Below are 21,333 nucleotides of genomic sequence, written 5' to 3'. Positions count from 1 at the left end.
GCTTCGGAGTTGAGCCAGTTCACTTCGAGGCCTCCTGAGCGGGAGCGGGAGCCGGGGCGGGAGCTGTGGCGTGGGCGCGGTCGCCGAGCATCCGCTCGACGTACTTCGCGATGATGTCCACCTCGAGGTTGACCGGGTCGCCCGGCTGCTTGATGCCGAGCGTGGTCAGGGCGAGGGTGGTGGGGATGAGGCTGATGGTGAAGTAGTCGGGTCCCGCGTCGACCACCGTCAGGCTGACGCCGTCGACGGTGATGGAGCCCTTCTCGACCACATAGCGGGCGAGTTCGGCGGGGAGCGAGACCTTGACGATCTCCCAGTTCTCGGAGGGCTTGCGGTCGACGATCTCGCCGGTCCCGTCCACGTGCCCCTGCACGATGTGCCCGCCGAGGCGGTCGCCCACGGCCGTGGGCCGCTCCAGGTTGACCCGCGAACCTGCTGCGAGCGCGCCCAGACTTGACCGGTCGAGGGTCTCGGCCATCACATCGGCGGTGAACTCGTCACCCTCGTGCTCCACGACCGTCAGACAGACGCCGTTGACCGCGATGGAGTCGCCGTGCTTCGCGCCGTCGGTGACGACGGGGCCACGGACACGGAAGCGCGATGCGTCGTCCAGGTTCTCGACGGCGGTGATCTCGCCCAGCTCTTCGACGATTCCGGTGAACACTTCAGTGCTCCTTCGCTACGAGGGTCGCGGTGACGCGCAGATCGGGTCCGATGCGCACGGTCTCGCTCACGTCGAGCCGCAACGCTTCGGTGATGGTCGTGATTCCGCCGCCGGTGAGGACGGCGGGGCCCGCGCCGAGCAGGACGGGGGCGAGATAGCCGACGACGCGGTCGACGGCGCCCGCGGCGACGAAGGCTCCGGCGAGGGTCGGCCCGCCTTCGAGGAGGACGGAACGCACCCCGCGCGCGTGGAGCACGTCGAGGAGGGCTCGGATGTCCAACCCGCCGTCCGCGCGCGGGAGTCGTACGGTCTCGGCCTCAAGTCCGGGGGTGACATCCTCGGCGATCGCGATGAGTGTGGGCGCCGCGTCATCCAGGACGCGGGCGCCGGGCACGACGGCGGTGCCGTTCGTGTCGACGACGACCCGCAGCGGCTGGACGGCTCCCGCCACACCCCGCACGGCGAGGTGCGGGTCGTCGGCGCGCTGCGTGCCGGAGCCGACGACGACGGCGTCGCTCTCGGCGCGAAGGCGGTGGACGTCGGAGCGGGCCTCCGCCGAGGTGATCCAGCGGCTCGTGCCGTCGGCGGCGGCGATGCGGCCGTCGAGCGTCGCCGCGTACTTCCAGGTGACGTGCGGGCGGCCGAGCCGCACGGAGGTCAGCCAGGCGGCGTTCCCCGCGGCGGCCTCGTCCTCCAACAGGCCCGATTCCACGTCGAGTCCGGCGGTACGCAGCCGGTGCGCGCCCCCGGTCGCGGTGGGGGTCGGGTCGCCGACCGCGTAGACGACGCGGGCGATCCCGGCGTCGATGAGCGCCTGGGCGCAGGGGCCGGTGCGTCCCGTGTGGTTGCAGGGTTCGAGGGTCACGAGGGCGGTGGCGCCGCGGGCCCGTTCGCCGGCCGCGCGCAGGGCGTGGACCTCGGCATGCGGGCCACCCGCGCGCAGGTGGTAGCCCTCGCCGACGGCCTCTCCGGAGGCGTCGATGATGACGCACCCGACGACGGGATTGGGGCTTGTGGAGCCGAGGCCGAGCGCGGCGAGCGTGATGGCGCGGCGCATGGCGATGCGCTCATGCTCATTCGCTGCGACTGCGGGGGCGGTGGCCACCGGGTCCTCCTGCCTCATAGGGCACGGACTCCGGGGCCTGTCGATGACGACAGAATGTACGGACTGCGACACCGGGAGCGACGCCGGAAACGAGACCTCTCCCTGGGGAACCCGAAAAAACGGGTATCCCAAAAACAAGCCACTCGGCGACGTGCACGAATGCCCGCCCGCCGCGCACTGCCTCCCATCCGGACTTTCACCGTCGGTCCAGGAATTTCACCTGGTCAACCGGCCGCTGGAGGCGGACGGGTCGCGGACTATAACCGCCGGTTCGGAATTACACCGACCCCGGAGTGCGCTGCTTTTGGTACGAGGCCAGTGTGCCACGCCTGATCGCGGCCCATACGGGTGAGCCCGTGTGGGCTGGCTCACAGCAGCCTGTGACAGGGGCCTGACCGGCGGTGACGGGCCCTCTGGCACGCTGGGCGTGTGACGACCGCAGAGCCGAACGCAGAACCGACCGCAGCTCCGGCCGCAGAACCGGCCGCTGAGTTCGAGGCCCACCGCCCCCATATGTTCTCGCTCGCCTACCGAATGCTCGGCTCCGCCCAGGACGCGGAGGACGCCGTTCAGGACGCGTACCCGCGCTGGAGCGGTGCGGACCGCACCGCCATCGAGCGGCCCGCCGCCTGGTTGACCAAGGTCGTCACCAACCTGTGCCTGAACAGGCTGACCTCGGCGCGGGCGCGGCGCGAGGCGTACGTGGGGTCCTGGCTTCCGGAGCCGGTCATCACGTCGGATGGCGCGCTCGGCCCGCTGGAGTCCGCGGAGCAGCGGGACACGGTGTCGATGGCGCTGCTGATCCTCCTCGAGCGGCTCACGCCGGTGGAGCGCGCGGTGTTCGTGCTGCGCGAGGCCTTCGCGTACAGCCATCGGGAGATAGCCGGCGTGCTTGACATCGGCGAGGCCAACAGCCGTCAGCTGTATCGCAGGGCGTCACGGGCGGTGGTCGGCGAGCGGGCGCGATTCGACACGGTGACCGAGCGGCGGGAGGAGTTCGTGACGTCGTTCTTCGCCGCGGCCCGTGAGGGCGACCTCGCGGGCCTGGAGAAGATCCTCACCGCGGACGTGACGTGGTGGGGCGACGGCGGCGGCAAGGCCACCGCCACGCGCAGGCCGATCGCCGGGCGCGCGAAGGTGCTCCGGTTGCTGGTGGGCGGCATGGACAGGTTCGCGTACCCCGTGGATCTTTCGTACGCCGAGGTCAACGGCGCGCCCGCGATGGTCGCGCGGGCCACAGGGGCGGCGGGGAAGGCCGGGGCGGTCGTCGGCATCGCGTCGTTCGCGTTCCGGGACGGCCTGATCAGCGAAGTGCGGGCGGTGGTCAATCCCGACAAGCTCACCTTCGTCGCGCGTCAGCTGTCACCTGCCTGACCGCCGCGCGGCCGGCCCCCGAACGGGCCGTGGGGAAGGGCCGCCCGACCCCCCTCACTCAGCGGCGGGGCCCGAACAGCTCGTCCTGCGCCGCGTCCCTGGCCGCGAGCAGCGCGCCTCGCAGCACCGCCGAGCCGCCGAGCGTGCTGGCACGCACCTCGGTGCGCAGCGGTGACATAGCGGCGAGACGGCCCTCGACCCGGGTGGCGAGCACGTCACCGCCCGCGCGGCCCACCTCGCCGCCGAGCACGACGCAGCCGGGGTCGAGGATCGCGGCCGTCGCGGCGGCGCCCACGGCGACCCGGTCGGCGACGGCGTCGAGGAAGGCTTCGTGTCCGGTCGATACGGCGTGCCGGACGAGGTCCGCGGCTTCGCCCCCGACCGCCACACCGTGCTCACCGACCGCCACACCATGCTCACCGACCGCCACACCGTGCTCCGCGGCCAGTTCGCGAAGGGCGGCGGCGCAGACCAGCGAGTGGAAGCCGCCCTCGCAGCCGGTGGCGGACGGCAGCACGGCCGTGCCCGGCACCGGCAGGAACCCGATCTCCCCCGTGCCGCCCGAAGCGCCGCGGCGCAGCGTCCCGTCGAGCACGACGGCCGCGCCCACCCCTTCGCCGAGCCAGAGGAGCACGAAGGTGTCGCGGTCGTGGGCGGCGCCGTCACGCTGTTCGGCGCGGGCGGCGAGGTTGGTCTCGTTCTCCACCAGTACGCGCGCCGGGAGCCGATCCTGGAGGGCGCCCGCGAGGCGGCGGTGCCAGGCGGGGAGCGCGGTGGTGTCGCGCAGCTCGCCGGTGGTGGGGTCGATGAGGCCGGGGGCGCCGATCGCCACGGTGTGCAGCCGCCCGCTGCCGCCCTCCTCCGCGGTGCGCTCGACGAGGGCGACGGCCCGCTCGACGGCGGGCCCGGTGTCCGTGTCACCGCCGATGGTCGCGGAGGCCTCGGCGAGCACCGCGCCCAGCAGATCGGTGACGACGACGGAGACGCCCTCGGTGCGCACGTCGAGGGCGGCGAGATGCGCCTGGTCGGCGACGATCCCGTACAGCCGGGCGTTGGGCCCCCTGCGCTGGGCACCCGCCTCCCCCACGACCGCGATCAGGCCCGAGCCCTGGAGGCGCTCGACGAGGTCGGCGACCGAGGGCCGGGACAGACCGGTGAGCTGCTTCAACTGGTTGGCTGTCAGCGGCCCTTCGCGCTGGAGGAGTCCCAGGGCGAGCCGGTCGTTGATGACCCGGGCGGTGCTCGGTGATGCGGGCATGCCGGGGATCCTTCCATAAAGCTGCTATTTATCAGGCAGGGTTCCTGATAGTTTACGTCGCCGTAGCGAGGCGGCACCTTGGGAGGGGCGGAGTATCGATGAGTGAAGTGGTCTACGACGTACGTCAGTTGAAGCGGGCGCGGTACGCCGTGGCCGCCGTCTTCTGCGTGCACGGCGCCGTGACCGGCTCCTTCGCGACCCGCGTCCCCTGGATCCAGGAGCACGCGGGGCTGAGCGCGGGGCTCCTCGGCCTGGCCCTCGCCTTCCCCGCGATCGGCGCCTCCGTGGCGATGCCGCTCGCGGGCTGGGTCAGCCACCGCTTCGGCGCGAGGACGGCGCTGCGCGGGCTGCTCGCGCTGTGGACGATGGCCCTCACCCTCCCCTCGCTCGCGCCGAACCTGCTCACGCTCTGCCTCGTCCTGTTCGTGTACGGCGCGACGGCGGGCATGTCGGACGTGGCGATGAACGCCCTGGGCGTCGAGGTCGAGACCCGTATGAAGAAGTCGATCATGTCGGGCCTGCACGGCATGTGGAGCGTCGGCGCCCTGATCGGCTCCGCGGCCGGCACGGTCGCCGCCCACCTGGGCGCGGACGCCCGCCTTCACCACGCGCTCGCGGCGGTGGCGCTCACCGCGATCGGCCTCGTCGCCTGCCGGAACGTGCTCGACCTTCAGGCGGCACCCGAGGAGGCGGCGCCGCCGCGCTTCTCGCTGCCGCCCAAGTCGGCGCTCCTTATCGGCGCGGTCGGCTTCTGCGCGGTCTTCGCGGAGGGCGCGAGCCTGGACTGGTCGGCGGTGTATCTGCGGGACGTCCTGGACACATCGGCCGGTCTCGCCGCGGCGTCCACCACCGGCTTCACGCTCACCATGGCGATCGCGCGGCTCGCGGGCGACGCGGTGGTGGACCGCTTCGGGTCGGTGCGGACGGTGCGGGTGGGCGGCGTGGTCGCGGCCCTCGGCGGTCTTCTCGTCGTGGTGGCGCCGCATCCCGCGCTCGCCATGTGCGGGTTCGCCCTGATGGGGCTCGGCATCGCGGTCGTGGTGCCCCTCGCCTTCGCGGCGGCCGGGCGCAGCGGACCGAATCCGAGCCAGGCCATCGCGGGCGTCGCGACCATCACGTACACCTCGGGCCTGATCGCCCCTTCGGCGATCGGCACGCTCGCCGACGCGACGAGCCTGGTGGTCTCCTTCGGTCTGGTGACGGTGCTCGCCTGCGGGCTCGCATTGTTCGCGGGTGTCCTTCGCACGGACGGCCGCGACGCCACGCCGGTCGCGCCCGCGGACGCGACGGCGCCAGGGCCGAAGTCCTGAACCCGCGGCTGCGCAGGATGGGGCCGGGGCGCCCCGCGAGCGACCGCTGAGAAACCACGGCACTTATGCCGGATTAACATTGCGCTGACTCATTCGGGTCTTGACAAAGTCGGGCGCACAGAAGGCGGAGCAGAACCATGGATCTCGGCGTGCGCTGGAGACTGCACGGCGACGGGCGCACCCCCGCGCCCGGAGCCGTCGTCCGTCCCGACGAGCGGCTCTCGTGGCCGCGGACCATCGGGCTCGGCGCCCAGCACGTGGTCGCCATGTTCGGCGCGTCCTTCGTGGCGCCCGTCCTGATGGGCCTCGACCCGAACCTCGCGATCATGATGTCGGGCGTCGCGACGGTCATCTTCCTCCTGGCCACGCGCGGCCGGGTGCCCAGCTACCTGGGCTGTTCGCTCTCCTTCGTCGGTGTGGCGGCGGTCATCCGCGCCCAGGGCGGCTCCTCCGCGACCGTGACGGGCGCGGTCTTCGTGGTCGGCGCGGCACTGTTCCTGGTGGGCCTCGCCGTCCAGAGATTCGGGGCGCGGATCATCCATGCCGCGATGCCGCCGATCGTGACCGGCGCCGTCGTCATGCTGATCGGCTTCAATCTCGCGCCGGTCACCGCCTCCACGTACTGGCCGCAGGACCAGTGGACGGCGCTCCTGGTGATGCTGTTCACCGGTTTGGCCGTGGTGTGCCTGCGCGGATTCTGGTCACGCGTGGCGATCTTCCTGGGGCTGATCTTCGGGTACGCCCTGTCCTGGGCCCTCGACTCGGTGTTCGGCAAGATCCACTCGGCCGACGCCTCCGGCAAGGTCGTCGACCACTGGCGCCTCGACCTCTCCGCTGTCGGCAACGCGGACTGGATCGGCCTGCCCTCTTTCCACGCGCCGAGCTTCGAGTGGTCGGCGATCCTCGTCGCGCTGCCCGTGGTCATCGCCCTGGTCGCCGAGAACGCCGGGCATGTCAAGGCGGTCGGCGAGATGACCGGCGACGACCTGGACGACAAGCTGGGCACGGCCATCTCCGCCGACGGCGCCGCGTCCATGCTCTCCACCGCGGTCGGCGGCCCGCCCAACACGACGTACTCCGAGAACATCGGTGTGATGGCCGCGACCCGCGTCTACTCCACGGCCGCCTACTGGGCCGCCGCGGGCTTCGCCCTGCTCTTCGGCCTCTGCCCCAAGTTCGGCGCGGTCGTGGCGGCGATCCCGGGCGGCGTGCTCGGCGGCATCACCGTCATCCTCTACGGCATGATCGGCCTGCTCGGCGCCCAGATCTGGATCAGCGCCGGGGTGGATCTGCGCAATCCGCTGAACCTCGTCCCGGCCGCCGCGGGCATCATCATCGGCGTCGGCGGCGTCTCGCTGAAGATCACCGACAACTTCGAGCTGAGCGGCATCGCCCTCGGCACGATCGTCGTGATCACCGGATACCACGTCCTTCGCGCCTTCGCCCCGCCCCACCTCAAGTCGCAGGAACCGCTCCTGGATTCGGGCACTTCCACGTACGACGCGGAAGACGGCGAAGAGAACACCGACGGGTCTCAGCCGCGCGCCAAGTCGTAGGCGTACCCGGGTGTGAAGGTCCCCGGCTCGCCCTTGCAGCCATCGGACTCGCCCGGCAGTTTGATCCACAGATAGGCGTCGATCCGAGCCTGGCCGGTACGCAGCGTCGGGCTCTGCCCGAGCCCCCGGCCCGCCGGGTCGCACCACTCGCCGTCCGCCGGGGCTCCGTTCCCGTTCCGGCTGGTGTCGATGACGGCGCCCAGGCTCGCCGGGCCGCCGAGTGCGGAAAGGACCTTGCGGGCGTAGGCGGCTTCGTCGGCGGTGCGGTGGAAGTTCGACACGTTCGTGAAGACGCCGTCCGACGAGGCGGGGGACGCGGCGCCCGCCGCGCGCAGCCGCCCGGCCTGTCGCGCGGCGCCGTTCCAGCCCGAGTGCCCCGCGTCGAAGTAGACCCTGGCCTTGGGGTCGGCGGCCTTGAGGGTGCGGCCGGCGCGGGCGAGCGAGGCGTAGCGCGCGGTGCGCTGCTTCGCCGAGAGGCACTCGGACTGCGCGACCGCGTCCGGTTCGAGGATGACGATGACCTCGCCGGAGCCGAGGCCCGCGGCGAACTTCTCGATCCACGCGTCGTACGCCGCGAGATCCGGCGCCCCGCCCTGCGACGCTCCCCCGCAGTCGCGGTCCGGTATCGCGTACGGCACAACCACGGGCACCCTGCTCCCGGCGCCCGACGTCACCGCCCGCACCCGTGAGGTGATGGTCCCCGGCGCGTAGTCCGCGAACCAGACGGCGGCGGGCTTATCGGCTATCCGTGACTCGATGAGCGGGCGGCGCGGGTCGCTCCGGTTGCCTCTGACCCAGTCGAGGACCTGCGAATCGCCGTACCGGTAGAGGGAGTTGCCCTTCGGGGCGGCTGTGCTCGGTTTCTTCGGAGGCTGCGTCGAAGGCTTCGGCTTCGGTTTCGGCGCGGCGGAGGACTTCGCCGAGGAAGGCTTCGCCGAGGACTCCGACGCGGATGGCGTCGGCACCGCGGGCAGCGGTTCCAGCGTCGGCGACTTCGTCACCTTCGGCCGCGCCTGGTCCTTGCCGCCGCCCTCGTCCAGCGCGGACACCATTCCGGTGACGGTGCCGACGGCCGCCACGACCGAGGCCGCGGCCACCATGACCCCATGGCGGGCGGCGCGCCCGCGCTCGGCCCGCCGTTCGGCGCGATGTCGCGCACGGTTGCCTGACACACCTGACACAGTTCCGCTCCTCCCCCTCCGCCGCGCCCCCCTGACACGACGCACCCGCTCCCCTCCCCAGGGGCACACACGGTCGCCGTTCCCTCGTTCTGGGGACGCGGCCGGTGCGGTGGCACTCGGGCCAGCCTAGGACTGGGACGCTGCCACCATGGCGCAGTTGGAGCGGTTCGCGGAGTGCAGGAACCCGGCACATGAGGTGGACGGGGTGGTGACGCGGATGCGCACGCTCGGTGCGGGGTTCGCATCGGGTGACGGGGTCGGCGTCTTCAACCGGGTCTATCTGTCGGTCACCGAAGAGGTCGACCGGCATGTCGACGGCGGCCGTTTCCCTGATGCCGGGGCCGCCATCGCGCTGGACGTGCTGTTCGCCGAGCGCTATCTGGCGGCGGTCGCCGCCGTGGCCGCCGACCGCAGGCCGCCCGCGTGCTGGCGGCCGCTGTTCCAGTTCCGTCGCCATCCGGGCGTACGCCCCCTGCAGTTCGCGCTCGCGGGCATCAATGCGCACATCGGGCACGACCTTCCGCTCGCCGTCGTGGACACCTGTCGTACGCTCGGCTGCGAACCGGCCGACATCGAGGACGAGTTCGACCGCGTGGGCGACATCCTCGTATCACTGGAGGAGCGCATCCGCGAGGATCTGATGCCGGGGCCCGACCTCTTCCAGATCGCCGACCCGCTGACCCATCTCCTCGGCTCCTGGAGCCTGGAACGGGCCAGGGACGGCGCGTGGGCGACGGCGCTGACGCTGTGGGCGCTGCGCGAACTGCCCTCCGTCACCGAGGCGTTCCGCTCCCGGCTGGACGCGGCGGTGGGTCTGGTGGGCCGGATGCTGCTCACTCCCGTGCCGGACTGATCCGGCCACGCCGGCGTCGCCTGCGTTGCCCGGCGGAACAACTCACCCTCGGCGGTTGTAAGTTGAACGCAAGGGATATCGGATGCGAAGGAGCACCAGCATGGCCATTCGACTCGGACTCAGCCTCCCACAGGGCCGCCAGTACAGCATCGGACGTGATGTCCCCGCCGTGGCCCGCGCGGCCGAGGAGATCGGGTACGAGAGCCTCTGGGTCTATGAGCGCGTCCTGTTCCCCGAGCCCCCGACGCAGGGTCTGTACGGAATCGAGGGCCTGCCCTGGCCCGACACGTACCGCTCGGTGCCCGACCCGCTGATCACGCTGACGCTGGCCGCCGCGGCCACCGAGCGGGCCCGCCTGGGCACCAGCGTCCTGGTCGCCCCGCTGCACGTGCCGTTCCAGCTGGCGCGCTCGCTCGCCACGCTGGACGCGGCGAGCGGTGGCCGCGTCGTCGCGGGTCTCGGCACGGGCTGGTCGCACGACGAGTACGCGGCCGCGGCGGTGGCCCCCTTCAACAAGCGCGGCAAGGTACTGGACGAGCTGATCGACGTCTGCCACGCGGTGTGGGGCCCGGACCCGGTGTCGTACGAAGGTGAGCTGACCACGATCGCGCCCTCCGTGGTCGGCCCGAAGCCCGCCCGCCCCATCCCGATCCTGCTGCCCGCCAACAGCCCCCGCGCCCTGCGCAGGCTCGTGGACCGTGCGGACGGCTGGATGCCGGTGGGCATGGGCGCCGGCCAACTGGCCGAAGAGGCACGCGTACTCAAGGAGCTCGCTGCCGAGCGCGGACGCGAGAAGCCGGTCCAGAGCGTCCTGCGGGTCAACACGCGGTACACGGCGAAGGCGTACGAGGGCGAGGGCCGCGCCCCGTTCCAGGGCAGCGTCGAGCAGATCACCGAGGACCTCCAGGCCCATGCCTCGGTGAACGCCGTGGAGGAGATCCTCATCGAGCTCCAGGGCAGCACGCGGGACGCGGAGGAACTGAAGGACTTGGCGGCGGAGGTGTACGAGGCCGCGAGGGCGGCCGGGGTATAGGTCCTAGGGGCGCGGGGAACTGCGCGACCAGCCACAACGGACCGCCAGATTCCCACGCGCCCCACCTGAATCGGCGCTCCCTGTCAGTCCTCAGGCAGCTCGACAGGCGCAATCTCGTCGTACACATCCCCGGGCCCGGGGTTGGTCGCATCGGTAGCACCACCAAAGTGGTGCATAACCCCCCACACAGCATTCAGCGCAGTCTGAACCGCACCCTCGGCCCACCCGGCCGTCCAGGAAATATCGTCACCGGCGAGGAAGATCCCCCGCTTGTCCTCGGGCAACGAGCCCTGCATGAAGTGCGTGAACAGCCGCCGCTGGTATCGGTAGTGACCCGGCAGGTTCGCCTTGAACGCGCCCATGAAGTAGGGCTCGTTCTCCCATGACACGGTCACCGGATTGCCGATGATGTGCTTCCTGATGTCGACCTTGGGATAAATCTCGCCGAGCGACTTGAGCATGACCTCCATGCGCTCGTTCGCGGACAGCGGCAGCCACTTCAGGCTGTCGTCGCACCAGGTGTAGGAGAGGCAGATGGTCGCGGGCTTGTCCGGCCCGTCGTCCAGGAGGTAGGTACCGCGCGTCATGCGGTCGGTGAGCGTCATCGACATGACGTCACGCCCCGTCTCCTCGTCCTTGTCCAGCCAGAACGGCCGGTCGACCGGGACGAAGAGCTTCGAGGACTCCATGTAGTGGGTCCGCTCCATCGCCGTCCAGTGGTCGATGGGGAAGAGCGTGTCGTCGCACGCGATCTTCGAGAGCAGCATCCACGACTGGGCGGTGAAGATCGCCGCCTGGTAGGTGCGGATGTCACCCGAGGCGTCGGTGACCGTGACGCGGTTGCCCGCGGTCCGGTCGAGCCGGGTCACGGCGGGCTTCGGCACGCCGCCCTCGTGCAGCGAGCTCAGGGACGTACCGGGCTCCCAGTGCACGGTCTTCCGCGGCTCACGGTCCCACATCCGCAGCGGGAGCTGCTGGCTGCCGCCGACGATGCCCCGGTGGTGGTCGTCGGCCTCGGTGTAGACGACGCGCAGGATCTCCAGGATGGAGTTCGGGAAGTCGGTGTCCCAGCCGCCCGTGCCGAAGCCGACCTGGCCGAAGATCTCGCGGTGCCGGAAGGACTTGAAGGCCTCGGACTCGCAGAGGAAGCCGTAGAAGGTCTGGTTGTCGAGCTTCTCGACGAGCTTCGACCAGATCTCCCGGATCTTCGGTACGTCGCGCTCACGCAGGGCGCGGTTCATGTCGGAGAAGTCGGCGCCCTCCTCCAGGCAGGAGTTCCAGGCATTCATGACGTCGCGGTAGACCTGGGGCAGGTCGTCGACGGACGTCGCGTAGTGGGACTCGCCCTTGAGGTCGACGACCGTCGAGGGGGTCGACTCGGCGAGGGGGTTGGGGAACGGCTGAGTCTTGAGGCCCACCAGGTCGATGTAGTGCTGAAGCGCCGTCGAGGACGGCGGGAAGCGCATCGCGCCCATCTCGGCGGTGAGGTCGCCGTCACAGCCGTCGAACCCGACGGTGCGAAGCCGACCGCCGATCTGGTCGGCCTCGTAGACGACGGGCTTCAAGCCCATCTTCATCAGTTCGTACGCGGCCACGATGCCGGAAAGGCCACCGCCGATGACCGCGACCTCCGTGCCGTGCTCGGTCGCGGGTATCTGGCCCAGGCCCGCCGGGTGCGCGAGGAAATCGTCGTACGCGTAAGGGAAGTCCGGACCGAACATGGTGATCGGCGGCTGGGCGTCGGTGTGCTGGACGGCATTGGGCACCGTGGACGTCATGGGGTACGGACTCCTTGCGGGAACGGCAGAACAGAAGAAGGGGGAAGCTCGGGAGGCTCAGCTCAGATCAGGGAGGTGTACAGCCCCGGGCGGCGATCTCGCAGATAGGGATTGGCCTCGCGCGACGCGGCCAGGAAGGCGGGGTCCGCGTCGGCGAACACCAGCTGCTCGTCCCGCCCCGCACGGGTGCGGGCGACTCCGTCGGGTCCGGCGAGCGTGGAGAGCCCGACGAACTCGAACTCCCCTTCCTTGCCGACCCGGTTGACGTACGCGACGTACATCTGGTTCTCGAAGGCCCGCACCGGCACGACGGACTCGGCGACGAACTGGAAGGGGTGCATCTGGGCCGTGGGCACGAGCAGCAGGTCGGTGCCCGCGAGGGCGTGCGTGCGGACGTTCTCCGGGAACTCCACGTCGTAGCAGATCATCAGGCCGATCCGCAGACCGCCCAACTCGGCCTGGACGACGGCCTGTTCACCGGGCGTGAAGGAGTCGCGCTCGAAGCAGCCGAAGAGGTGGGTCTTGCGGTAGTTCGCCAGCCGCGCGCCGTCGGGGCCGATCAGCTGGACGGAGTTGAAGACCCTCTCGCCCTCCCGCTCCGGATAGCCGAAGGCGACGGCGACTCCATGGCGTACGGCGGTCTCGGCGATCGCGGCAGCCGATGCCCCGTCGGCGGGCTCGGCCAGGCGGGCCACGTCGTCGCCGATGGCGTACCCGGTGAGGTACAGCTCGGGCGCCACCAGGAGACCCGCGCCCGCCGCGGCGGCACGGGCGGCGGCCTCGTCGAGCGCCTTCAGATTGGCGGCGACGGAGCCAAGGCGGCCCGAGCTCTGGAGCAGGGCGGTGCGCAGCGGGGGCATGGCGGGACCTCGGGGCGTGCGAAGGGACTGACGGACTGGTGGGGACCGTTAAGACGGTACGGTCGGCGGCCTTGCCCGGACAAGGCGCGAGCGTTGCGGGCTGCCGCACGATCTGTTGCGCGTGGCGGGCCCGAAGCGGCGATTCGTTGCGCGGGGGCGTGCGCCTCAGGTATCAGTGGTGTGCGCCTCGGGTGTCAGTCGTGTCCACCTCCGGTAAAGGGGTGGGTCCGCCGCACGGCGGAGGCGGTCACCCCCTCGCGCACGATGCACCTGGCACCGGCCCACGGAAGTGTGGATCACGCCCGGAAGGACCGGGCGGACCACAGCCACCCGGGGGCTTCCCATGAACCGCCGCTCCACCCTCATCCGAGCCATCGCCGTAGGCGCCGCGCTCCTCGCCCTTGCCGGAGCCGTGGGCCCCGCGACCGCGTCGGACGCCCCGCATCCGGGGCGCGAGGCCGCCGCTCTGACCGGAACCGCCAAGCTGGACCGTCCCCCTGGCGACAACGCCACCATCACCTTCGACGCCCATCTGGACGCCAGGGACCGAAACGACCCCGGGGCGGCGCACGGCACCATCAAGCTCAGCCATTACATGGAGAACCCGAAGTTCGGCGGCTCCGCCGAGGCCCGCGTGGACTGCCTGCTGACCGGCGGAAAGGTGGCCACGGTGTCGGCGGTCGTCACGAAGGCGGACGGCGGCCTCAAGGGGGCGGTCGGCAAGCGCGTCGGCATGACGGTCCACGACCAGGGCAAGCAGGACCGCTTCGGCTACAGCTGGGCCATGGTCGGCATCCCGAACGACCTGCCGGACGACATGCCCAAGTGTGTGAGCGCGGCCCCGTTCGACAAAACGAAGCTGGGCAGCGGCGACCTTCACGTACTGCCGATGAAGTAGCGCACCCAGCCGCCCGCCCCAGCGGAGCGCTACGCGGGCGACCCCGATGAATACCGCCGCATCAGCGGCGAAAGCACAAGGACGGACTTCGTCCGCTCCACGAAATGCTCGCCCGCGATCCGCTCGAGCACCCGCTCGAAATGCCGCATGTCGGCGGCGAAGACCTGGACGACGGCGTCCGCCTCCCCGGTGACGGTGGAGGCGGACGCGACTTCCGGATACCGCTCGAGGCCACGGCGGATGGCCTCGGGCGAGGTATTGCGACGGCAGTAGATCTCGATGAACCCCTCGGTCTCCCAGCCGAGCGCGGCCGGGTCGACCCGCACGGTGAATCCCGTGATGGCGCCGGTCTCCCGCAGCCGGTCCACGCGCCGCTTCACGGCGGGCGCGGAGAGTCCGACCAGCTGGCCGATGTCGGCGTAGGAACGGCGGGCGTCCTCGGCGAGGGCGTGCACGATGCGTTCGTCGAGATCGTTCAGTCGCACTGGGGGTGGATCACTTCTCTGCGGAGGCCAATCGGGAGCGGCTCATGCCGTAAAAGAAGTAGAACACGAGGCCGACGGCCATCCAGACACCGAAGACGATCCAGGTGATCGAGTCGAGGCTGAACATGTTGTACGCGCAGAAGCCGAAGCCGAGCACGGGGAAGAGCCAGCCCAGCGGCACCCGGAAGGTGCGCGGCATGTCCGGCCGGGTGCGGCGCAGGACGATCACCGCGATGTTGACCAGGCCGAAGGCGAAGAGCGTGCCGATGCTGGTGGCGTCGACGAGCTTGCCGAGCGGGATGACCGAGGCGAGGGCGGCGCAGAACAGCGACACGATGACGGTGTTCACGCGGGGCGTGCCCGTCTTCTTGCTGACCTTGCCGAACACCTTGGGGACCAGGCCGTCGCGGGACATGGCGAACAGGACGCGGGTCTGGCCGTAGAGGACGGTGAGGACGACGGACGCGATGGAGATGACGGCGCCGGCGGCGAGGATCGTGCCCCACATGCCCTGCCCGGTGACATCATTCATGATCGCGGCGAGCGTGGCCTCGGAGCCCTCGAAGTCCTTCCAGTTCCAGGCACCGACGGCGACGGCGGCGACCAGGACGTAGAGCGCCGTGACGATGACCAGCGAGAGCATGATCGCGCGGGGCAGGTCACGCTGCGGGTTCTTCGCCTCCTCACCGGCGGTGGAGGCGGCGTCGAAGCCGATGTACGAGAAGAAGAGGCTCGCGGCGGCGGCGCTGACACCGGCCGTGCCGAGCGGCATGAAGTCCGAGTAGTTGCCGGACTTGAAGCCCATGAAGCCGATGGTGCAGAAGAGCGCGAGCGCGGCGATCTTCACGATGACCATGATCGTGTTGGCCGTCGCCGACTCCTTGGCGCCGCCGAGCAGGAACACCATGGCGAGCAGCACGACGATCAGGCCCGGCAGGTTGATGATGCCGCCCTCACCGGGTGCCGAGGAGAGCACGTCGGGGATGGTGACGCCGATGGTGCCGTCGAGCAGCTCGTTCAGATACTCGCCCCAGCCGACGGCGACGGCCGCGACCGAGACGCCGTACTCCAGGACCAGGCACCAGCCGCAGACCCAGGCGACGAGTTCACCCATCGTTGCGTACGCGTATGAGTACGAGGACCCGGCGACCGGTATGGAGCCCGCCAGCTCGGCGTACGAGAGGGCCGAGAAGAGGGCGGTGAGTCCGGCGATCACGAAGGAGATCGTGACGGCGGGCCCGGCCTTGGGGACGCTCTCGCCGAGGACGACGAAGATGCCGGTGCCGAGCGTGGCGCCGATGCTGATCATGGTCAGCTGCCACATGCCGAGGGAGCGCCTCAGTGAGCCGCCTTCACCCTGGCCGCCCTCCGCGACCAGGAGTTCCACCGGCTTGCGCCGCATCAGGCGACGGCCGAGTCCCATGGCCCCCGAGGGACTTGGGCGGTTCTGCGGGGGTGCGCCTTGGTCGAGCACGCATGGCTCCTTCATCGCTGCCGGTCAGGGCGGCGGGACCGGCGGCAGCTCCCACGCATGGATGGGGACCGCCGAGCAGGCGGTCCCCGCCACACCACGTACAGCGGATGACTCTATGTGGGGCGCTTCACGTACGTAATGAAGCAACCTTGCGCAGACCCGCATGATCGTTGCGCACTTCCCCTTCCTGCGGGTCTTCGTTGCGCGGTCCGTTTCGTCCGTTGCGCGCCGAGGCCCGCGGGAAGCGGTTGACACTTCGTCAGATCTCCCTCATCGTGCACCCCGGTCGAGAGGGAGGCAGCAGGCAATGGACCTCGATGTGCTGTACGAGATCGACGTACCGAAGCCCTGGAACGGACCCCATCCGCACGGCCAGCGCGCCGCCGAGCAGCGCGCCTACCGCGAGGCCGTGGAACAGATCCGGCTCGCGGACCGGGTCGGCTTCCGCACGGTGTGGGCGGTGGAGCACCACTTCCGCGAGGGCCGCTCGCACTGCCCGGCACCCGAGGTGCTGCTCGGCCATCTCGCGGCGCTCACCGAGCGGATACGCCTCGGCTTCGGCGTCACCCTCACCCCCTTCGGCTTCACTCCGCCGCAGCGGATCGCGGAGAAGGTGGCGGCGGTGGACGTCCTGTCGGACGGCCGCGTGGAGTGGGGCACGGGACGCTCAACTCCCATGGAGCAAACGGCCTTTGGCGTCGACCGCGAGCAGTCGCGGGCGGACTGGCGCGAGGCCATCGAGATCGTGACGGGCATGTGGCGCGAGGAGTACTTCGCGTACGAGTCCGAGCGGTTCTCCTTCCCCCGCAGGATGGTGACGCCGAAGCCTTGCGAACCGCCGTGGAACGCGCGGCCCTGGACGCGGGGACCGGCCTGCTGCCGGGCGGCGAACTGCTGCACGCCGGACACCTGGTGGACGGCGTACATCCGGGGGACGCGGGCCACGCACTGCTGGCAAAGGCGGTGGCGGCGACCAGCGCCCCGTAAGGGGCGCGGGGAACTGCGCGACCAGCCACGGTCGACCCGCGGACATAGCAGCGCGGTCCCCCGCGGAGCGGCTAGCTCCAGCTGGCGTGGAGGGGCTTGCCCTCCGCGTACCCGGCGGCGCTCTGCACACCCACAGTCGCCCGCTCCGCGAACTCCGCCAAGGAGCCCGCACCGGCATACGTGCAGGAGGAGCGGACACCCGCGATGATCGAGTCGATCAGGTCCTCGACACCGGGCCGCTCCGGGTCCAGGAACATCCGCGAAGTCGAGATGCCCTCCTCGAACAGCGCCTTCCGGGCACGGTCGTAGGCCGACTCCTCGCTCGTGCGGTTCTTGACCGCACGGGCCGACGCCATGCCGAACGACTCCTTGTAGAGGCGGCCGTTGGCGTCCTGCTGCAGGTCACCCGGGGACTCGTACGTCCCGGCGAACCACGAACCGATCATGACGTTCGACGCACCGGCGGCCAGCGCCATGGCGACATCACGGGGGTGGCGGACACCGCCGTCGGCCCACACGTGCTTGCCGAACTTGGCTGCCTCCTCGGCGCATTCGAGCACCGCGGAGAACTGCGGGCGGCCGACGCCGGTCATCATGCGCGTGGTGCACATGGCGCCGGGGCCCACGCCGACCTTGATGATGTCGGCACCGGCCTCGATCAGATCGCGTACGCCCTCGGCGGCGACGATGTTGCCCGCGACGATCGGCACCTGCGGGTCGAGCGCGCGCACGGCCTTGACCGCGGCGATCATCGACTCCTGGTGACCGTGCGCGGTGTCCACGACGAGGGTGTCGGCGCCCGCGTCGAGAAGCTGCTTGGCCTTGGCCGCGACATCGCCGTTGATGCCGACGGCGGCGGCGATGCGCAGCTTGCCCTTGGCGTCGAGGGCCGGGCTGTAGAGGGTCGCGCGCAGGGCGCCCGTGCGGGTCAGGATGCCGGCGAGGCGGCCGTCCTTGTCCACGGCGGGGGCGTAGCGGCGGTTGGCGCCGTCCAGCTTGTTGAAGGCGTCGCGCGGGTCGATGTCCGCGTCGAGCAGCACGAGGTCCTTGGACATGACCTCGGAGAGCTGGGTGAAGCGGTCCACGCCGTTCAGGTCCGTGTCGGTGACGACGCCGACCGGCTTCTGGTCGGCGTCCACGACGACGCCCGCGTTGTGCGCACGCTTGGGCAGCAGGGCCAGCGCGTCGGCGACGGTCTGCGTGGGGGCCAGGATGATCGGGGTGTCGAGGACGTGGTGGCGCGTCTTGACCCAGGAGATGACCTCGGTGACGACCTCGATCGGAATGTCCTGCGGGATCACGACGAGGCCACCGCGGCGGGCGACGGTCTCGGCCATCCGGCGGCCCGCGATCGCGGTCATGTTCGCGACGACCAGCGGGATCGTGGTGCCGGTGCCGTCCGGCGACGAGAGGTCCACGGCCTGGCGCGAGCCGACGGCGGAGCGCCTGGGGACCATGAAGACGTCGTCGTACGTCAGGTCGTACGCAGGCTGGATGTCATTGAGGAAACGCACGTGCTGCTCATCCCAGTCGATCAGAGGTGGCCCCCGGACAGTTAGGCCGAGGGAAAAGCACGTACTTCAGTGTCCCATGCCCCGGGGAATGCGCTGCCTGGGATGATCACCCAGCGAGCCCGCGAGCGCCCTGGTCGGAACCTCCAAGCGGCGGCCCCGAAGGTCACCGTCCGCTCACGCGCGCGTGCCGAGCGCCAGAACGATCTCCAGACCCGCCCCGCGCTCTCGTGCGTACCCCACCGCGTCGGTGAACACCTCCTGGGCGACGACCCACTCCTGGGGCGCGGCGTCCGCGTACTCCTGCCAGCCGGAGACGACGAGCAGCCGTCCGGGCGCGGCAGGCGCCCATCCCAGGTCGGTGAGGCAGTCGGCGAGCGCGTCCCAGTTGCGCCCGAACCAGTCGGGCAGGTCGAGCGCGCGGGCGCAGCGCTCCATGAACGCGGCCTTGTCTCGCACGCCGTTCAGGTCGAGCGAAACGGTGCTCAAGCCGGCGGCGCGGACGGCATCGAGCACGGTCGCCAACGGATCGGACGTCATCTCAGTACCGCCTTGAAGGACGCGTAGTGGTCATCCGTGTAGTAGATCTCGTCACCGCTCCCAGTGACGATCCGGCGTGCGCCGCGGTCGCGTTCGCCGGGGGTACGGACGGTGTACTCCCGGTAGTAGCCGCGTTCGTGCTGGGGCAGCTCCCGCTCGAAGTTGCGGAAGACGGTGCCGTCCTTCTCGTACGGGAACGGGCCCCCGTCGTCGATGCGACGCAGCGTCCGCCGGGCCTCCGCGGGCAGCCGCCCGGCCTGAACGGTGGCCTTGCCGCGAGCCCAGGCGGGGGCGGAGGTCTCCGCTTCCCCGCCGCTGCCCGAGGAACACCCGGCGACGAGGACAGCGAGACAGACCAGTAGCGCCGCCAGCGCGCGGGGGACAAACCGGGTCACCATGCGACAGATGCTGCCACGACGCTCCATCAGGGGCGCGGGGAACTGCGCGACCAGCCGCGGACGGCCCGCGGATACTCAGCTACCGTCCGGATCGGCCCGATCCAACGCGGGGTACGGCGTAGGCCCCATGACCAGCAACTGATCCGCCGCGGCCGTATCCGTCACCAAGCTGGTGACAAGCCCCGACCGAAGCACCGCGTCAATGGCGGCAGCCTTCCGCTGCCCGCCCGCGATGGCGACAACCTCAGGAATCCGCCGGAGCCGATCGGTCTCGACGGTGATGCACCGCTCCCCCAGATCACGCCCGACCCGACGCCCCTCGGCGTCAAAAAGGTGCGCGGACATCTCAGCGGCCACGCCCAGCGAAGCGTAATGCGCACGCTCCTCCTCGCTGAGCATGTCGTGGACGGTGGAGATGCCGGGCTCCCAGGAACCGATGGACACCGCGGCCACCGTCACCTTGTCGAAGTACTCAAACGCCCGCGCGATCCCGGTCTGGTTCCGCAGCGCGGCGGCCGTGGCCGGGTCCGGGAGCAGCATCGGCGCGTAGATGGGGTGGGCCTCGCCGCCGGAGACCTGCGCGGCACGCCGCACGGCCTCGACCGAACCGCGTTCGGCGGTCCCGGCGTCGTACACACCCGTCAGCTGCACGACCGTGCACGGCGGCAACTGGTCGAGGGCCGCGGCCATGTGAATGGTCGAGCGCCCCCACGCCAGGCCGAGCACATCGCCCTCGGTCACCAGTTCACCGAGCAGATCGGCCGCGACCTCGCCGAGGTTCTCGGGGTCGGGCGACTCTTCGACCTCGTCGGTGGAGGACGGCGACTCGACGACGACCGCGTGCCGCAGGCCGTAGCGGGCACGGAGCGCGTCCGAGCGCTCCGCGTCCAGCTCGGCGGGCACACGGATCTCGATCCGTACGAGATCGCGTTCGAGAGCCGTCTCCAGGACCCGGGCCACCTTGAAGCGGCTGACGCCGAACTCCTCGGCGATCTGGATCTTGGACTTGCCCTCGAGATAGAAGCGGCGGGCCATGGCCGCCGCCTGCACCAGCTCCGCGGGTCCCATCCGCATGGCTGACCGGCCGCCCGTCGACACGACGATCTCCTCACTGTCGTTCACGCAATACTGTCGTTCCGCATTCACACGCTTTGGTACGGCTTCGCGCGCCTTGCCACTGCTTCGAGCGCATCGCCGCAGCGCAACGTGGGTTCGCCGTTCATCCTTGCAGATCCGGCGTACTTGATCAGCCCCGAAGGACCGCGTTCACGTTCCCGTGGCTCAGTGGCCGCACGCCCATCCCGCCGTGGCGCTCGCCCCGGCCGCTTGGGTGCGCAGTGCACGTACCGCCTCTGCCGGGTCCTTCGCCCCGTACACCGCCGAACCCGCCACGAAGACGTCGGCGCCCGCCTCGGCGCAGCGCTCGATGGTCTCGGCCGAGACCCCGCCGTCGACCTGGAGCCAGAGTTCGAGGCCGTGCTTGCTGATCAACTCGCGAGTGCGGCGGATCTTCGGCAGCATGATGTCCAGGAACGCCTGGCCGCCGAAACCCGGCTCGACCGTCATGATCAGCAACATGTCGAGCTCGGCGAGCAGATCCTCGTACGGCTCGATGGGGGTCGCGGGCTTCAGCGCCATCGAGGCGCGGGCCCCCTTGGCACGGATCTCACGGGCCAGGCGGACCGGCGCGGCGGCGGCCTCCACATGGAAGGTGACGGATCCGGCGCCCGCTTCGACGTACTGCGGAGCCCAGCGATCGACGTCCTCGATCATCAGATGGCAGTCCAGCGGCGTATCCGTCGCTCGGGCCAGAGACTCTACGACCGGCACCCCGAGGGTGAGGTTAGGGACGAAGTGGTTGTCCATGACGTCGACATGTAGCCAGTCGGCACCTTCTACCGCCCTTGCCTCCTCGGCAAGGCGGGCGAAATCCGCGGACAGGATGCTGGGGTTGATCTGCACGGCCATGCCCCAAGACTGCCATGCCCGGCGCCCGTTGCCCTCCACGGTCCGAAGCGTGAGCCGACCGGCTCCTTTGACCATGGACCGCGTGCCATGCTGGGCGGTC

At 70.6% G+C, this 21,333-nt stretch carries 21 protein-coding genes, 1 pseudogene and 1 riboswitch; of the genes and pseudogenes, 8 read left to right on the top strand and 14 right to left on the bottom strand.

Annotated features, from left to right (window positions below):
* Window positions 1–19 precede the first annotated feature (19 nt).
* Together ACGFSB_RS13330 and ribD are read right to left on the bottom strand one after the other, a co-directional pair.
* Window positions 20–664: a riboflavin synthase gene (locus tag ACGFSB_RS13330; protein WP_393397906.1), complete on the bottom strand. Its 645-nt coding sequence runs from the start codon at window positions 662–664 to the stop codon at window positions 20–22.
* A 1-nt stretch (window position 665) separates the two neighbouring features.
* Window positions 666–1,721 (bottom strand): bifunctional diaminohydroxyphosphoribosylaminopyrimidine deaminase/5-amino-6-(5-phosphoribosylamino)uracil reductase RibD, encoded by a 1,056-nt coding sequence (ribD, locus tag ACGFSB_RS13325; protein WP_393398084.1) that lies wholly within the window; start codon window positions 1,719–1,721, stop codon window positions 666–668.
* A gap of 218 nt (window positions 1,722–1,939) precedes the next feature.
* Window positions 1,940–2,070: riboswitch (FMN riboswitch) on the bottom strand.
* 212 nt (window positions 2,071–2,282) lie between these two features.
* Here ribD and ACGFSB_RS13320 point away from each other — a divergent pair.
* Window positions 2,283–3,143, top strand: a complete 861-nt coding sequence (locus tag ACGFSB_RS13320; protein WP_393398082.1) for an RNA polymerase sigma-70 factor — start codon at window positions 2,283–2,285, stop codon at window positions 3,141–3,143.
* A 58-nt stretch (window positions 3,144–3,201) separates the two neighbouring features.
* Here ACGFSB_RS13320 and ACGFSB_RS13315 read toward each other — a convergent pair whose 3' ends face one another.
* Window positions 3,202–4,401 (bottom strand): ROK family transcriptional regulator, encoded by a 1,200-nt coding sequence (locus tag ACGFSB_RS13315; protein WP_393397904.1) that lies wholly within the window; start codon window positions 4,399–4,401, stop codon window positions 3,202–3,204.
* A 98-nt stretch (window positions 4,402–4,499) separates the two neighbouring features.
* Between ACGFSB_RS13315 and ACGFSB_RS13310 the strand changes: the two genes are divergently transcribed.
* Both ACGFSB_RS13310 and ACGFSB_RS13305 read left to right on the top strand, forming a co-directional pair.
* Complete coding sequence (locus ACGFSB_RS13310; RefSeq protein ID WP_393397902.1) at window positions 4,500–5,711, top strand: MFS transporter; 1,212 nt, start codon at window positions 4,500–4,502, stop codon at window positions 5,709–5,711.
* A gap of 137 nt (window positions 5,712–5,848) precedes the next feature.
* Window positions 5,849–7,267 (top strand): uracil-xanthine permease family protein, encoded by a 1,419-nt coding sequence (locus ACGFSB_RS13305; protein ID WP_393397900.1) that lies wholly within the window; start codon window positions 5,849–5,851, stop codon window positions 7,265–7,267.
* On the opposite strand, the gene ACGFSB_RS13300 is transcribed toward ACGFSB_RS13305, so the two are convergent.
* A complete protein-coding gene (locus ACGFSB_RS13300) occupies window positions 7,246–8,367 on the bottom strand; it encodes a glycoside hydrolase family 6 protein (protein ID WP_393398080.1) in 1,122 nt (373 codons plus the stop codon). The two genes, ACGFSB_RS13305 and ACGFSB_RS13300, sit on opposite strands and share 22 nt — an antisense overlap.
* A gap of 229 nt (window positions 8,368–8,596) precedes the next feature.
* On the opposite strand from ACGFSB_RS13300, the gene ACGFSB_RS13295 reads away from it, so the two are divergent.
* Together ACGFSB_RS13295 and ACGFSB_RS13290 are read left to right on the top strand one after the other, a co-directional pair.
* The gene (locus ACGFSB_RS13295; protein WP_393397898.1) at window positions 8,597–9,301 is read left to right on the top strand and encodes a DUF5995 family protein; all 705 of its coding nucleotides are present in this window, start codon (window positions 8,597–8,599) and stop codon (window positions 9,299–9,301) included.
* A gap of 100 nt (window positions 9,302–9,401) precedes the next feature.
* Window positions 9,402–10,334, top strand: a complete 933-nt coding sequence (locus ACGFSB_RS13290; RefSeq protein ID WP_393397896.1) for an LLM class F420-dependent oxidoreductase — start codon at window positions 9,402–9,404, stop codon at window positions 10,332–10,334.
* A gap of 83 nt (window positions 10,335–10,417) precedes the next feature.
* On the opposite strand, the gene ACGFSB_RS13285 is transcribed toward ACGFSB_RS13290, so the two are convergent.
* Together ACGFSB_RS13285 and ACGFSB_RS13280 are read right to left on the bottom strand one after the other, a co-directional pair.
* Complete coding sequence (locus ACGFSB_RS13285; protein ID WP_393397894.1) at window positions 10,418–12,112, bottom strand: flavin monoamine oxidase family protein; 1,695 nt, start codon at window positions 12,110–12,112, stop codon at window positions 10,418–10,420.
* Between the two features lie 62 nt (window positions 12,113–12,174).
* Complete coding sequence (locus tag ACGFSB_RS13280; protein ID WP_393398078.1) at window positions 12,175–12,963, bottom strand: carbon-nitrogen hydrolase family protein; 789 nt, start codon at window positions 12,961–12,963, stop codon at window positions 12,175–12,177.
* A 352-nt stretch (window positions 12,964–13,315) separates the two neighbouring features.
* Between ACGFSB_RS13280 and ACGFSB_RS13275 the strand changes: the two genes are divergently transcribed.
* Complete coding sequence (locus ACGFSB_RS13275; RefSeq protein WP_393397892.1) at window positions 13,316–13,870, top strand: Repetin; 555 nt, start codon at window positions 13,316–13,318, stop codon at window positions 13,868–13,870.
* A 29-nt stretch (window positions 13,871–13,899) separates the two neighbouring features.
* On the opposite strand, the gene ACGFSB_RS13270 is transcribed toward ACGFSB_RS13275, so the two are convergent.
* The 3 genes from ACGFSB_RS13270 to ACGFSB_RS13260 form a co-directional block, all read right to left on the bottom strand.
* A complete protein-coding gene (locus tag ACGFSB_RS13270; RefSeq protein ID WP_393397890.1) occupies window positions 13,900–14,355 on the bottom strand; it encodes an Lrp/AsnC family transcriptional regulator in 456 nt (151 codons plus the stop codon).
* Window positions 14,356–14,365: 10 nt separating this feature from the next.
* Complete coding sequence (locus ACGFSB_RS13265) at window positions 14,366–15,829, bottom strand: amino acid permease (protein WP_393397888.1); 1,464 nt, start codon at window positions 15,827–15,829, stop codon at window positions 14,366–14,368.
* Window positions 15,830–16,088: 259 nt separating this feature from the next.
* Window positions 16,089–16,352, bottom strand: a complete 264-nt coding sequence (locus tag ACGFSB_RS13260) for a hypothetical protein (protein ID WP_393398094.1) — start codon at window positions 16,350–16,352, stop codon at window positions 16,089–16,091.
* On the opposite strand from ACGFSB_RS13260, the pseudogene ACGFSB_RS13255 reads away from it, so the two are divergent.
* Together ACGFSB_RS13255 and ACGFSB_RS13250 are read left to right on the top strand one after the other, a co-directional pair.
* Window positions 16,239–16,616: pseudogene (locus ACGFSB_RS13255) on the top strand (LLM class flavin-dependent oxidoreductase); the annotation flags it as partial. The gene ACGFSB_RS13260 and the pseudogene ACGFSB_RS13255 sit on opposite strands and share 114 nt — an antisense overlap.
* Before the next feature lie 41 nt (window positions 16,617–16,657).
* Window positions 16,658–16,816 carry a hypothetical protein gene (locus tag ACGFSB_RS13250; RefSeq protein ID WP_393398092.1) on the top strand — a complete coding sequence of 53 codons (159 nt, stop codon included), beginning with the start codon at window positions 16,658–16,660 and terminating at the stop codon, window positions 16,814–16,816.
* Between the two features lie 71 nt (window positions 16,817–16,887).
* On the opposite strand, the gene ACGFSB_RS13245 is transcribed toward ACGFSB_RS13250, so the two are convergent.
* From ACGFSB_RS13245 to rpe, 5 genes are all read right to left on the bottom strand, one after another.
* Window positions 16,888–18,330 carry a GuaB1 family IMP dehydrogenase-related protein gene (locus ACGFSB_RS13245; RefSeq protein WP_393397886.1) on the bottom strand — a complete coding sequence of 481 codons (1,443 nt, stop codon included), beginning with the start codon at window positions 18,328–18,330 and terminating at the stop codon, window positions 16,888–16,890.
* Window positions 18,331–18,504: 174 nt separating this feature from the next.
* Window positions 18,505–18,867 (bottom strand): barstar family protein, encoded by a 363-nt coding sequence (locus tag ACGFSB_RS13240; RefSeq protein ID WP_393397884.1) that lies wholly within the window; start codon window positions 18,865–18,867, stop codon window positions 18,505–18,507.
* On the bottom strand, window positions 18,864–19,265 hold the full coding sequence (locus ACGFSB_RS13235; protein ID WP_393397882.1) for a ribonuclease domain-containing protein: 402 nt from the start codon (window positions 19,263–19,265) through the stop codon (window positions 18,864–18,866). Before ACGFSB_RS13235 ends, ACGFSB_RS13240 begins: the two co-directional genes overlap by 4 nt.
* A 75-nt stretch (window positions 19,266–19,340) precedes the next feature.
* The gene (locus ACGFSB_RS13230; protein ID WP_393397880.1) at window positions 19,341–20,387 is read right to left on the bottom strand and encodes a sugar-binding transcriptional regulator; all 1,047 of its coding nucleotides are present in this window, start codon (window positions 20,385–20,387) and stop codon (window positions 19,341–19,343) included.
* 159 nt (window positions 20,388–20,546) lie between these two features.
* On the bottom strand, window positions 20,547–21,233 hold the full coding sequence (gene rpe, locus ACGFSB_RS13225) for a ribulose-phosphate 3-epimerase (RefSeq protein ID WP_393397878.1): 687 nt from the start codon (window positions 21,231–21,233) through the stop codon (window positions 20,547–20,549).
* Between the last annotated feature and the right edge of the window lie 100 nt (window positions 21,234–21,333).

The sequence above is a fragment of the Streptomyces sp. NPDC048441 genome (genome assembly GCF_043200235.1).
Lineage (GTDB): Bacteria > Actinomycetota > Actinomycetes > Streptomycetales > Streptomycetaceae > Streptomyces.
Note: the sequence above shows the minus strand (reverse complement) of the source record. Positions and strands in the feature narration are given on the sequence as shown.